Source organism: Pedobacter sp. PACM 27299, assembly GCF_001412655.1.
In the GTDB taxonomy this organism is placed as follows: domain Bacteria; phylum Bacteroidota; class Bacteroidia; order Sphingobacteriales; family Sphingobacteriaceae; genus Pedobacter.
This window is the reverse complement of record NZ_CP012996.1, coordinates 1,521,270-1,535,407: the sequence shown is the minus strand read 5'-3', so window position 1 is coordinate 1,535,407 and position 14,138 is coordinate 1,521,270. Positions and strand designations below refer to the sequence as shown.

The window sequence follows — 14,138 nt, the reverse complement described above, 5'->3', positions numbered from 1 at the left end:
CAATTAGTTGAAGACTTCAACAACCTGCGATAGCTGCTAAATACCGTAAACTTGGTTTGAATAATTAGCAGCAGCAGCCCTAATCGCCTAAGGGCTGCCTGCTACCTGAGAGTCAGCGTTTGCTGTTGTTATAAAACCTGCGGAAGTAATTAGATTCGCCTGGTATCACCATTGAAAAAAACGGGACAACAGGAAACTTATACTGGCATTGCGACACTATGTATTTTATTATTTATATACCCTGAGATTTTGCTTTCAAAAAAATAACAATAGGGAGATGCAAAAGAGTAACGTGCGTTTCATATAGAGCTGATTAATTTGGAATAGAGGAAAAATGAATTTTTCTATTATTGACAAATGTACGCTCAGATCATCATGAATGGCCTAAAAATACCTTAATCTTCCTGCAACCATTGAATAGTTATAGAAAAAGAAGGGGTTTTACGATACAAGCTGCTGTAAAAAAAAGGCTTTAGGCATCAAGCCTGTCTCTTTTTTAAAGGCATTATAAAAAGTCGTCAGACTCTTAAACCCCGATTCGTAGGCTATTGCTTCGATCGTCATCCTATGGGATTTAAGTGGATATTGCCTGATAAAAAAAGCAATCCGATAGCCATTAATCCAGTCGCGGAAATTTTTATCGAAAGAGCTATTAATTACAAATGAACAATGATGCACTGGAATATTGAGTTCGTTGGCTAAATCAACTATTTGGAAGTCGGACTGGAGGTAGGGTCTTTTACTTTCCATAAAAAATTTCATCGAATCGACATAACCGATCAACTGATCAGGTAAGCGCGTTGTTTTTTTGGGTACAGCTATAGCCTTAGGCAGCTCGGGATCATTTAGACTAACTTTATCAATTGTACTATCTTTCTCCTGGTCCAGATCTACCGCCACAAAAAGGTATCCATAAAATAATTTGGGCTGGTGCAGGATGAATATAATAATCATCAAAAGCACCGTACAATTGATCAGAATAAAAGAGGCTTTAAATAAAGGTGCTTCTAAATCCAATGTCAGTAAGGGAATAAAGCTGATCAACTGGAAGAAAGTAGCTACCCTCAGGAAAAAGAAAATCCATTTTTTAGCACCAGCATCCATTTTTTCAATCCGCACTTTTGATCTTAATATGGCAATCCAAGTTGCAGTCAGATAGGTTAGCAATAAGAATGGCCTCCCCAGGTAATAAAACCAGCCGGGAAATAAACCGCTTCGTTCCGTCACAAAAAGCTGTTTATTCTGATCAATTTCATTAGCGATAAGTTCCCATCTGATCACCGAAGAAACAGGTAAAGGCAGCACATGGATGATGGCTAGAAGAACAGGAATAAAATATAGCCATTCAAATTTACGAAGGTGGCTGCGACCACTGATAAAAGTGGTTACATACAAATAGAAACAGGCGGGAGCAGCATAATAAATTGGCGTAAACAGCTGGTAGAAATACGGAAAAATAGCGCTATCGCCGGAATTAACGAGTAAAAAGATCAGGACCTGACCGAATCTTGAAATAAAAATAACTGAGAGTAAACGATTCAACACCTTTACTCCACGTTTCGCGAAAAACAGATGTAAGGAAAGTAAGAGCAGAAAAAAACAACTAATACTTGAAAAAAAGCTCAAAACCCCCATATTTGATCCTGCAAGATAGATGTTTTTATTTTAAATGAATAAAACATTTTCTGAAAGCCTGCAAGAATCAAATTTCAGCATGATGGGGAACGCATCATATTTATACCCCGGAGTTAAATATTATAACTCAGTATTGAATTAAACAAGATTGTTCCATTTATTAACTCCTGAAGGACTATTTTACACTATCGAATATATCTGCTGCTGTCCATATCCAGAAAAAGTATCGCCCCATTATGATTTCGTAATGCTGTAGATGGGAAATCGCTGCATATTGGCTTGGTTAAGGTATTTAGCACGGCGGTTGCTTTAGCTGGTCCAGGCACCACACAATTGATCACTTTTGCACTCATCAACGCAGGGATTGTTAGCGTTAGGGCATGAGTTGGTACCTCTTCCAGACTGGCAAAACATCCGTCATTTACTTGCTGCTGTCTGCATGGCAAATCAAGCGTCACCACTTTTACGTTTTCAGGATCGTTAAAATTGGCAACAGGAGGATCATTAAAAGCCAGGTGCCCATTTTCACCTATCCCCATACAAACGATATCAATCGGATGATTTTCAAGCAATGTGGAATAACGTTTACATTCTGACTGAATGTCCTCAACATTCCCATCCAAATAATGAACAGCCTTAAAATTGAACTTTTCAAATAGGCGCTCTTTTAAAAAATTCCCAAATCTTTGGGGCGCATTTTCATCCAGGCTGATGTATTCGTCCATATGAAAAGCATTCACCTGTTCCCAATTGATCGGCTCATAAAAAAGAGCGGTCAAAAATTCATTTTGTGAAGGTGCTGCTGCGAATACGATATTAACCTCCTCCTTATTTTTCAGAACAGCATCCATCTCTTTGGCAAGCCGGCTGGCTGCCGCCTCTCCCATTAGTTTCCTTGACTCGTAAATATTAACCTTAGGCAGACTTAAATCTTTTTCTAGTACCATTCGTTTTAAATTAATTTTTCATATATACTTTTTCCAGCCACCATCGTTCGCAAAATATTTATTTCCTCATCGAAAATAACGACATCTGCATCTTTGCCTGCTACCAGCGATCCTTTTCGATCGCCAATACCGATGATATTTGCCGGGCTAAGGGAAGCCATTTTAACCGCATCTTCCAATGTAGCCTCAGCCATGGTTACCATGTTTCTTACCAACCTATCCATCGTAGCCACACTACCTGCAAAGGCAGTCCTGTCTTTTAGTTTAGCCACATTATCCTCCACAATCACCTCCAGACCATCGCGTCGGCTACCAAGAATACTTGGCCCTGGCGGCATACCCGCTGCGCGCATCGCATCAGTAACCAACGCAGTTCGGTCTGCCCCTTTTATTTTGAGTACCAGCTTGAGTAATGGTGCTGGAAGATGAATCCCATCTGCGATGATTTCTACAGTCATCGCATCCAGCAGATAAGCACTTTCTATTACTCCTGCATAACGGTATGCATTTCGCCTGGAAACCCCCGACATACAGGAATAAAAATGTGTCGCATGTCTGAAACCTTTTTCAAATGCCGGCAATACTTCTTCATATATCGCATTGGTATGTGCAATGGAGGGTAAAATCCCTCTTTCGCTAAGGTATTGCGCAAATTCCAGGGCCCCTCTAAGCTCCGGTGCAGCACTCCAGCGTTTAATAGACCTGGAACTGGCAATGATCTCCTGATATTCTGCCGGAACCGGCGCTCTGATATATCTTGGGTCTTGTGCTCCTCGCTGTTCCATGGAGAAATACGGCCCCTCAATGTGTATCCCTATAAACTGTGCACCATTCACATTTCTGGCATTGGCAGTTTCATATACACTTAAAGTATCCATTAAATCCTGATGCTCACTACTCAATGTAGTAGGCATGAGTGCTGTTGTACCATGTTTGGCATGTAGTGCTGCAATGGCTAAATAACCCTCAGGCTCGTTATCCATAAAATCGTGCCCCCCCCCACCATGAACATGCAAATCAATAAATCCAGGTGCAATATAATTGCCCATTGCATTTATTTCCAGCGCATCTTCAACAGGAATATCAGCAGTGCTGACCTCCAATATCTTTCCTCCTTCGATAATGATACAGCCCCCATTAATCGTACGATGGGGAGTAATTATTTTACCATTATATAGCTTGATCTTTTCCATTTTCTTCAGTGTTATTTTTCGCAACTTCCCCTCCTCTTCCGATCTCATTAAATGCACGGAAACGAAGTCCTTTTAAGTGGGGAACTGGTTGTTGATAGCGTTTACTTTTTACAGTTGGAGTGGATCCGTCTGTAGTATAGTAAATTTTAAATCCGGGAACATCCGTATTGGCAGAAACCATTCCATCCCGCAGCATAATTGCTGGCGTAGGTATCCGATATTCAAAGCCTCCGGCATAGTGATCCAGGCGGTTCAGCTCCCGTCTCACAGATGAACTGAACTGATACCAGTTGGCCTCATACAATTGCTTCGCTTTTAAAGTATCTGGCATCGTTGCCCATGCCGGTGTGGAAGCCCATGCTCTTTCAGACAAAGCCAGAAGCCTTGGTAAATACATGTACTCCAATCGCTCAGCAGTTTTTACCGTTTCAGTCCATAAAAGTCCTTGAATACCGTATATATTTTGCTTGCCGACTTCGGTTAATGGTTCAAATTGCTGGAGCATTGATTTAGGCAATGGCCTATTCACATAATCCGTATGCTGGTTTTTCAGGTAATCAAAAGGAATAAATTTATAGGCTTGTTCCAAATTGATGAAACCACCCCAATTGAATCCTGGCTCATCAAACTCACGGACATAGGCCATATCAAAATAGAAATTGGTCACAAATGAAAGTATGACCTTATATCCTGAATTTGCCAGTCTATACGCCAGGTCTTCATTGCCCGACATGTTATTCCATACATTCACATGAAAGTTTCTGTCGAGGAACAGCGGATTAGGCTGCCATTTTTTTTCACCGGCAACAGTTGATTTCCGCAATGCCGTTTCTTCCCATCCAGAAAGGTATAATTTCCTTTTATCCAGCATGGCTGCAATGCGACTGAAAAAATAGTCCCAAAGATCAGCAGCATTTTTCACTTCCGGATGCGTTGCTTTACATGCATTCACAGATGGAGATCCTGTCCATACCCCTGCAGGCACTTCATCTCCACCATAATGTATGGTCTGCAATGGCGCGCCGGCCAGTTTATAGATCTCAATTATTTCATCTGTAACAGTTTCCAGGAAGTTGTATACGGAGGGCATAGAAACATCCATCACATGATCATTCCATTGCTGTACAGAACGGTAAACTGAAGAATCTGCCATATCTCTGAGCAGATATTGTTTTGCTTTTAGGGTATCACCTGATTTTATAATTTTATTGTATCTGGCCTGCATGGACACGATCGCGGCACGGGCATGACCAGGTGTTTCAATTTCCGGGATAATATTGATGTGCCTTCTTGCGGCATATTTTAAGATCTCAATAAAGTCTGCCCTTGAATAAAAGCCACTTCCAGAGGGTTGCCCAGCAATCGGACCAGATCCATAAGCAGGCATCAGGCTTTCCTGTTCATTTAATCCATGTCCACGTTGCGCCCCCACACTAGTCAGTTCGGGCAAAGCATTGATCTGTAATCTCCAGCCTTCATCGTCATTGAGATGGAGGTGAAGCGTAGTGAGTTTGTACAATGACAATAAATCAATCAGCTTCATGACTTCTTCTTTAGACTGAAAATTTCTAGCGACATCCAGCATAATTGCCCTAAATCCGAAAGCAGGACGATCCACCACTGTTACACACTTTACCAGTAGTGCCTTCTTTTTTCCCTGATCAGCATAGGCTGAGGGATCCAGCATCACTTTTAATGATTGAATGCCGTAATGAATTTCCTTAGGGCCATTGGCAGAAATTATAATGCCAGCTGGACTTACCTTTAGACTATATTCGTCTTTTTTAATAGCAGCATCTCTTTTAAGCCTGATTGTTCCCGGATTTTTTGGACTATTGGAGACTAAAGGTCTTTTTCCGGTTATCGATTTCAGCTCCTCCGCAAACAATTGCGCTTCATTGTCAAAGTCAGGATCTGATACTAAAGTAACGCTATGATCCAATTTAAAATGGCCCGGTGTTTCTGTGTAAGAAAGTGGTGTTGGGAATATTTTTGGCAGACTGCTATTTCCAGTTTTGCCACGTTCGTTCGACAGGTAAAGCTGTGCTTGGGTTAACTCCTTGTCTCCAGCAAACCTATCCATTTTATGCTGATCCTTCGGAGTGGAGATTTTAACCTCCTTTAAAGGGATGCCAGTACCCGGAGAATTATCCCATACCAAGTAAAATCCTTGTGGTGCATCACTGCTATTCACTACCCAGGAATTGGAAATAAACTGTTGATCCAGGTTTTCTCCAGGCGCAAGCGACTTAAAGTCCTTACCTGGAGAAATATAATAAAGGCCACCATTTACATGCTTTATTTCAAGCTGCTGTGTTCCGGAGACTGTGGTCACTCTTTTTCCCAGGTTAAAATATATTTTCCAACCTGTTTTTGGAAAGGGCTGCTTTGCATGGTTATTAATGCTAATTGAAAAAAGTGTCTGATCTTTACCCAGATAATGATTTTCGTAAACCTGCCAGCCAATTTCCAGCTGATCTGGTGTTGAATACTGTTGCTTAGCCGCATGGCCAGCTGTTCCAATAAACAGCATCAGCAGTACGTAACTATAGATTATTTTATACAATTTTCTTTTCTTTAATGATAGATAAGTAGGGTTATTTAACTCTTTTCAACCTGTCCAGCAATACGCGGATTTTTGCGCTCCTTAGTTCATTTTCCTGTGCAATCTCTGAAGGATACATCACCTCAGAATTGGCTGCGATAAACTTCTTGTCCAGTTCCCTGGTACGTAATGCTTCCAGTTCCTCAATTAATGGCTTAAGTTTTTCAGCATCCATTTCGGGTGCATTTGCCCTGGATTCTATCGACTGGTATGTCAGGTATTGTACTCGAATAGCAGCCATTAAGCGGTAATGTTCGAACTCTTTTGCATTTTTAACCGGCTTCAGTTTCCCGAGGGTAAGTGCTGCGTTTCTAGTACTATCCAGCATTTGACCAATGCTTAAATCGGTATGGATAGGTTTTCCCTGTGTAATCTCGAAAGGAACAGCTGAAACGGCTTTCCAAAACACCTTAGCATCGTTTTCATCAAGGCCATATTGCGATTTGGCATACCTGTAAATGAAGTTTTCAGCATCTAATGCTTTTTCGGATTTTATAGATTCAATAAAGGCCGCAATCAGCATATTAAATCCACTGATGGGATAAACACGACGGATTGCATAAAGATCTACGATATCTCTGGTGGTTTCGAATACTGGAGCATACAATCCAGAAGTCGACCAGGAAGTCATAATGATGCCTTTATACCCCAGTTTCTTTGCCAATGGCACAAAATCAGAGATATTTTTAAAGTGTTTCCCCCATTGAGTAAGGAAGTAATTATCTGGATGACTCCTGATTGCAGGTGCTCCCCATACCTCAAACCCACTCTTCATCAACTTCTCATGGTCGCCAAACATATTGATGTCCCATCCGTAATTCCAATCAATAAAAACGGTTTCTTTTGGCAATCCTTTCAATGCCTCTGGATATTTCAAAGCGATATCTGCCCAAAGAACCGGCCTTTTACCCAATCCCACTACCACCTCGCAAAGCATTTTGATATAATCGCCGTATAGTCTTCCGATACCAACTGCTTTAATTTTCTTTTTAGATTCTTCTGAGTGTCCTAAAAGATAGGTTTCATCACCACCAATATGGATATAAGGAGAATTATGCGTAGCAATCAGATCCTTGTAAAGCGTCGTGAAAAGCTTTTTAGCTTCGGCTTCTCGAATTGGATTCACCTGAGAGTAATCTTTCTGATCTTCTCTCAGGTCTTTGTATTTAGGATTTCTAAGAATATATTCCACATGTCCGAAACTTTGCTGAAGTGGAATAACCTCCAATTTTATGGAATTACAGTAGGCAATAAAATCCTTTACTTCTTCTCTTGTATAAGCAAAACGATTAGGGATCAAAGGTTCTTCCTGAAAAGGATAGGTAGCCTCCCATTCCATCACTAGGGTATTGATACCGCCCTCCACCAATTGTGATGCAAGCTTTTTTAATGCCGGCATAGGGATGGCCTGAATACGTAGATCGAGGTGAAATCCTCTTACTGAAAATGGGGAAACCGGATCATTTAGCTCATTTTGAAATGCTTTTGCATAACCAAAAATTGAAGTTAAAAGCATCACAAGAAATACTGTTCTTTTCATAATATTTATTTTTATTCCGAATATTGGTTTAAGCAAATACCAGACAGGGTTTATTTAATGGCAACATCCAGGCTCAGTTGTGATTCAAAGTAACCACCATTATGGTCTCTAGCTTCAAAAATGATTTTATCCGTACTGCCTGATCCGCCGTATAGGTATTTAATTGCTCCTTTTGCAAGATCAGCTTGCGAAAAAGAAGCATTTGCAGCAAGCGGAATCCCATATTTCACTAAGAAACCAGCTGTTGGAACCTGTTTTACCGTGTAGGTAATGTTATTGTCAATTGTTCCTTCCATTTTCAGGTTAGCCAGTGTTAAAGGTGCAATCTGCTCAAGGGCAGAAACATTCAGCACATTTACCAGACCTAGCTTCAATAGTGTCTGTGGTGGAGAACTGATGCTGAGATAGGAACTGAAAGCTCCTGCCGAAAATTCCCTTGGGCGAAGCTTAATGAAGTTGTCAACATTATGTTTTAGGAATACATTGATAAAGGTTTGATTATTTGCGTACAGCTGACTCACTGCGGAGGTCACATCAAAAGAAACCCATCCGGTAGTTCCCCCAGGAATAGGTAAGGTGGAAATTGGAACGGAATTATGAGTCGGTGCATTGTTCCAGGTAATGGCAGTTTCCGCCCAATCTTTATTTTCTCCCAAATGCGCAGAAAATGAGAAGGTGGTGGTAGGTGTTAAGCCTGTATTGTAAACATAGACATACATTCTTGCTGCACCAATTTTGTCGCCAAAGGTTGGTTTTTCCAATGGGAACTGCATTACCCCAATCCGACCAACAGTAGCATCAGCATTGCTGACCGCTTTTAAATCTATGGTTGCCAAATCGTTGAAATTCGCATTCGAATTGCCAGAACCGCCACGAATGTAAACGTCTTTAGCTACATTGATTTTTTGAGTAATCACATTGCCTCCTGGATCTGCTTCATCTGGTTTATCGTCTAACAATCTGTAGAAAGTAAACTGTGCGGTAACTTGAGCCACTCCGTTGTTAAATTCCAGATCCTGCGACCTTACCAGAGCTGCTGTTGAGCCCAATGTTGGATTCTGGTTAATCGTCAGCACATATTGATCGGATGCGTTCGATTTCCTGGAGTAATAAATATAGTTTCCATTAATGGTTTCTATTTTCCTGGTCTCATCGATATTAAGATCAGTGGACTTTAATTTGCCTTTGGTGATCAGATCACCCAACAAGTTTTTGAGAATTACTGGAGGGACATCATTAACAGTAGTGTAGCCTATCGTTGCCAGAAGTTGTTTAACTCCTGGGTTGGTTAAGAATACCACGGTATGATCGTCCGTTTTCCCCAGCATATCCATCAGCCCTGCACGTTTCACTGCCGAAGCAAAGAGGTCAAGTTCTGTTAAATCTGAGCTGTGGTCTTCCAGCAAAAACTGCTGTATGGTTTGGGCCTTGAGGTTAGCTCCAGCATCGGCTCCATCACTATCTTCATTTTTCAATAATTCGAGTTTGCCACAACCCATAATTGTGAGCATACACATGCAGAGAAAAATGACTTTTGGGTAAAGATTTAGTTTTTTCATCTTTAAATATTTTTATTGATAATATGAATTTTGATCCAATAGCGGGTTTAACCTGATTTCGGTAAGGCTCAATGGCCAAAGGAAATTTTCGGCTTGACTCAATCCATTGATTGGCCCCATAACTTTAATAGCTTTGCCTGTGCGTACCAGGTCAAACCATCGTTTTCCTTCGTAACAAAGCTCTCTCGCACGTTCGTCAAGGATGAGGTCTTCTATTTGATCAGTAGTCAATCCATTGTAGGAAGCTTCTGTATAAGCGGTTGCTCCAGCTCTGGCTCTAATTTGATTCACGAGTGCCATTGCTCCGGGAATATTGCCGGTTCTATTCAATGCTTCAGCACGTAACAATATGATATCGGCTAAACGATAGACGATGATGTTCTTGTCGTCCTGCGTACCACGAACGAAACCCGATTTCTCAAAGAATTTAACAATACCTGAATTGGTATCAAAATTAACTTTAGAGCGTAAATCTGTTGAACTGAATTTGCTGGACAGGTAACCACTGGCTTTGAAAAAAGGCTGAAAGCCAAGGTCACCATAAACGGTAATTAAAAATGATCGCGTGGCCCGCTCTGCGAAGTTGTAATCGATTTCAAATATAGATTCATTAGAAAACCCTTTAGTAAACATCTGCGCATAAGCAGTATTGTCTATTAATGCTGGATTTATATTATAATCTACAGTAGATGATGCACTGTAAAGTGCCGCTAGTGAATAGGTAGAGTTCGTCAGGATTTTCTGTGAAGCCACCAATGCATTCTCATATTGATGACGCCACATATAAAAATCAGTATACAAGGCATTTACTGCCCCCATTGTAAATTGAGCTCTGGTTGCTGAACTTGTGGTATACGATGCAGGGATTGGCGCCAATGCTGCCGAATCAAGATCTGACTGAATTTGTGCATACACCGCAGCCGTATCGGAACGTGCAATGCTTACATTTTGTTTCGCATCTAAAAACGGTTCAGTTACTATAGGCAATTTGCCCCAGATACGGGTCATGTAAAAATAACAGAATGCTCGAATAGCGAAAGCCTGCCCTCTTACACTATTGTATTCTGCATCTTTCCCCGCATATAATCCTTTCGCCTTCATCTCCCGCGTGTTCTTTAGAATTAAATTACTTTGATTCAGCACTTGATAGATACCACTCCAGTTTGTGATCGGCAGACTTGAGTTTAGGTTATTCGTTAACAGGTTTAAGGTTTGTGAGCTCAATGCTAATGGATTGATCACCACATTATCCGCTCTTCCTTCTCCGTATAAAACAGATTCCGGTGCCATGGCTCCTTGTAAAAGGTTATATGCACCATACAAAGCTGCTGTTGCCTGAGGGGTTTCCGTCCAGAAATTAGAACTGGAATAAGAAGTGGTCGGATCGATTTCTAATGCCTTCTTACAGCTGGATAAGAAAATCAATGTGATCAGCATGATGCTGTATATTTTATAATCTTTTCGTTTCATAATATTAAAGACTAAAGTTCAATGATAAATTATAGGTTCTGGTTCTTGGGAAAGATCCCCGGTCTATACCAACCGCCAATGCATTGGTTGAGGAGCTGACTTCGGGATCATAACCCGTGTAGGAACCAAATGTGAACAGGTTAACTACTGAGAAGCCTATTGTAGCATTGCTTACTTTTAACCTGCTTAAAGTTTTTGCTGGAATTCTATAATTCAGTGCAACATTTTGAATCCTGATAAAGGAACCATCTTCTACAAATCTACTGGAGATGGCATTGTTCAGCATTGGATCAGTTTTCACCAATCTTGGAACATCAGTTACATCCCCTGGTTTTCTCCATCTTCTCAGCTGATCTGTAGTAAAATTCTGATCATAAGGGGTAGCGTCCAGATTTCTTTTTACCTCATTAAACACGTCGTTCCCAAAACTGTAGGTGATTAATGTAGAAAGCGTAAAGTTTTTGTAGCTGAATTCATTTTGGAAACCTCCTGTAAAATCAGGATTTGGATCTCCAATTACCTGTAAATCGGAATCGTTGATGATACCATCGCCATTTACATCCTCCCAAATGACATCGCCACCTTTATAGATCGATCCATTTGCAGATCCCTGACGGTAAGGAACCACTGCTCCTCCCGCATCTCGCTTGTAAACATTATCTGTATCATAAGCGTATACGCCCTTCGCTTTAAGTCCATAAAACACACCTGCAGCTTCGCCAACTCTGGCCATATTATAAATGTTTGGGCGATAATCCTGATTGCCAGGAAGAGAAAGTACCTTATTTCTGTTTAACGAGAAGGTGAATGTGGAGTTCCATTTGAACTCCTTATCTATATTAACTGTTGAAAGTGTAAATTCCAGTCCTTTATTTTCTAAACTGCCAAAGTTGGCAGGAACAGTCGAATACCCTGTCGTCCCTGGAACGGCAACATCAAATAACAGCCCTGTTGTCTTTTTCAGATATGCATCCGCAGTGAAGCGAATTCTATCATTCAGAAAGGAAAGATCAACACCTAAGTTTGATTGTTTCGTCGTTTCCCATTTTAAGGATGCGTTTGGAACTCCATTCGAAACGATGGCTACATTTCCTAAATAAGTACCCACACTAGTAAGTGATCCCTGCCATGCATAGTTCCCAATCGATTGGTTACCTGTTACACCATAGCTTCCCCGGATCTTTGCATCTGAAACAAAGCTGATTTTTTTAAACCAATCTTCCTCCGATAATCTCCATCCGGCAGAAAATGAAGGGAAATATCCAAATCTATTATCCGCTCCAAACCTTGAAGAACCATCTGCTCTCATCACCGCAGAGAAAAGATACTTTCCTTTGTAATCATAGTTTGCCCTGGTAAAGTAAGAAAGCAAGCTATGTTCTTCGATGTTCTGATTGTAAAGTGAAACCACAGAGGTACCATTGATAGAGGTAATGGTGGCATCAATCAGGCCCCTGCCAATCACATTGACCGTATTGTCGGTGAATTTCTGATAGGACTGTCCAAGCAGAAAAGTAAGGTTATGGTCTTTAGACAGAGTAGTCCTGTAGTTTAATGTATTCTCATTAATTAAAGAATAGTTTTTCCCTGTAGTCAGGTAAGAGGAACTGATCTGACCTTGCGGCAATAGTGTTTGGGGCGTGAAATTTGTTTCCTCTGTATTCGAATAGTCAAAGCCTAAAGTAGTTTTGAATTCCAGGCCTTTTATAATTTTAAACCTCAGGTCCTGATTTCCAAACATCCTCCACCTATTGATTTTATTGGCTGCCAGCTCAGAGATGGCAATCGGATTGGGCTTACTTCCCTCTAAAAGCGGAATCAGCTGTCCTGTGATGGGATCGTAAGGTGAATAAACAGGCATGGTACTTAAAGCCTGATAAATCGCGCTTTGGTTGCTTAGTCCGCTGAGGATTCTATTGTAATCATTAGTAGATACATTGAAGTTCGTATTTCCAGAAATGGTCTTATTCACTGTATAATATACCTTTGCAGAACCGTAAGCTTGTTTAAATTTAGTATTGATGATAATAGGATCTATATCTTTATAGCCCGCGCTCACAAAATAATTCATATTATTATCCTTAGAAGCGCCTTTGACACTCACATCAGCTTTATACTGATACGCGGTACGATACATCAGATCCTGCCAATTGTTAGACTTATTATAATAGGGATGCAGGGAATCTATCACCGAAACTTTAGTGGTCTGTGCTCCTGTGAAATTATATATCGCGTCTATAAATGCGCTTCTGAATTGCGGGGCATTCAGCACGCCAATTTTCCTGGTGATGTCAGCAATACTTCCATTAGCGGAGAACTGTATTTCTGGCTTCTTCGCATTTTTTCCACTTTTAGTAGTGATGATAATTACACCGTTAGATGCTCTGGAACCATATATAGATGCGGTTCCATCTTTCAATACTTCTACCGATTCTATATCCTGGGGATTCAAGTCTGCCAAAGGACTGAAAGTAGAGGCATCATCTACCAATCCACCACCATAAGTATCAGCGTTGATAGGAACACCATCTACAATATATAGTGGCTGACTGCTTCCATTGACTGAAGACGCACCACGAATTCTAACTGTGGCACCAGCACCTGGTTCTCCGGAATTGCTCGTAATCTGAAGTCCGGCAATTTTTCCCTGAAGACTGGAATTCACATCCCCCAGCGCATGGTTATCCATCTGCTTAGCTGAAATTGAACCGACAGCGCCAGTTACTTCTTTCACCTTTTGAGTACCGTAGCCCACATTAATCGTGACTTCAGAAAGCTGCTTTCCGCTTTCCGCAAGTTTGATATCCAAGGTTTTACGATCTCCGACGTTAACAGTCTGATTCTGGTAACCAATATAGCTGACCAAAATAACTGCCCCAGGATTTACACCCAGACTAAACTTACCATTCTTATCTGTTGCAGTACCTTTATCTGTTCCCTGCACACGAATTGAAACACCTATCAGGCTCTCATTCGTTTTTGCATCAGTTACCTGCCCGGTTAAAGTAAATCCTGTCCCTTTATCGGGGTTGACCTGGGCAAAGGCACTGAGCATGGAAAATGCGACCATCATGGCCATTAAGTATATCTTTTTCATTAGCGGTTTTATTTGGTTGATAGATTAGATCGGCATCAACGGTAACAGTTCTGCCCTCTCCTACTAGGTGTTGTAAATTACTAAACTAAGGA

8 protein-coding genes are annotated in these 14,138 nt (G+C 41.0%); all 8 read right to left on the bottom strand.

Translation table 11 applies throughout. The annotated features are described in order from the left end of the window. Positions 1-441: 441 nt before the first annotated feature. Positions 442-1,542 carry a helix-turn-helix domain-containing protein gene (locus AQ505_RS06555; protein ID WP_197286317.1) on the bottom strand — a complete coding sequence of 367 codons (1,101 nt, stop codon included), beginning with the start codon at positions 1,540-1,542 and terminating at the stop codon, positions 442-444. Between the two features lie 278 nt (positions 1,543-1,820). Then, on the bottom strand, positions 1,821-2,582 hold the full coding sequence (locus AQ505_RS06550; protein ID WP_062547442.1) for a glucosamine-6-phosphate deaminase: 762 nt from the start codon (positions 2,580-2,582) through the stop codon (positions 1,821-1,823). A gap of 5 nt (positions 2,583-2,587) precedes the next feature. Continuing rightward, positions 2,588-3,775: an N-acetylglucosamine-6-phosphate deacetylase gene (gene nagA, locus AQ505_RS06545; RefSeq protein ID WP_062547441.1), complete on the bottom strand. Its 1,188-nt coding sequence runs from the start codon at positions 3,773-3,775 to the stop codon at positions 2,588-2,590. Continuing rightward, entirely contained in the window at positions 3,753-6,341 is a 2,589-nt protein-coding gene (locus tag AQ505_RS06540; protein ID WP_157262225.1) for a family 20 glycosylhydrolase, read from the bottom strand. Before AQ505_RS06540 ends, nagA begins: the two co-directional genes overlap by 23 nt. Before the next feature lie 31 nt (positions 6,342-6,372). After that, complete coding sequence (locus tag AQ505_RS06535) at positions 6,373-7,920, bottom strand: beta-N-acetylhexosaminidase (RefSeq protein ID WP_062547439.1); 1,548 nt, start codon at positions 7,918-7,920, stop codon at positions 6,373-6,375. Between the two features lie 50 nt (positions 7,921-7,970). Further along, a complete protein-coding gene (locus AQ505_RS06530; protein WP_157262223.1) occupies positions 7,971-9,479 on the bottom strand; it encodes a CBM96 family carbohydrate-binding protein in 1,509 nt (502 codons plus the stop codon). A gap of 12 nt (positions 9,480-9,491) precedes the next feature. Next, positions 9,492-10,949, bottom strand: coding sequence for a RagB/SusD family nutrient uptake outer membrane protein (locus AQ505_RS06525; protein WP_062547437.1), 1,458 nt, complete (start codon positions 10,947-10,949; stop codon positions 9,492-9,494). Positions 10,950-10,953: 4 nt separating this feature from the next. Next, positions 10,954-14,046, bottom strand: coding sequence for a SusC/RagA family TonB-linked outer membrane protein (locus AQ505_RS06520; protein ID WP_082461436.1), 3,093 nt, complete (start codon positions 14,044-14,046; stop codon positions 10,954-10,956). Between the last annotated feature and the right edge of the window lie 92 nt (positions 14,047-14,138).

Bases quoted from the DNA above. Each gene is read 5' to 3' on its own strand.
- AQ505_RS06550 (WP_062547442.1), bottom strand. From the start codon at position 2,582: ATGGTACTAGAAAAAGATTTAAGTCTGCCTAAGGTTAATATTTACGAG.
- AQ505_RS06535 (WP_062547439.1), bottom strand. From the start codon at position 7,920: ATGAAAAGAACAGTATTTCTTGTGATGCTTTTAACTTCAATTTTTGGT.
- AQ505_RS06530 (WP_157262223.1), bottom strand. From the start codon at position 9,479: ATGAAAAAACTAAATCTTTACCCAAAAGTCATTTTTCTCTGCATGTGT.
- AQ505_RS06520 (WP_082461436.1), bottom strand. From the start codon at position 14,046: ATGAAAAAGATATACTTAATGGCCATGATGGTCGCATTTTCCATGCTC.
- nagA (WP_062547441.1), bottom strand. From the start codon at position 3,775: ATGGAAAAGATCAAGCTATATAATGGTAAAATAATTACTCCCCATCGT.
- AQ505_RS06525 (WP_062547437.1), bottom strand. From the start codon at position 10,949: ATGAAACGAAAAGATTATAAAATATACAGCATCATGCTGATCACATTG.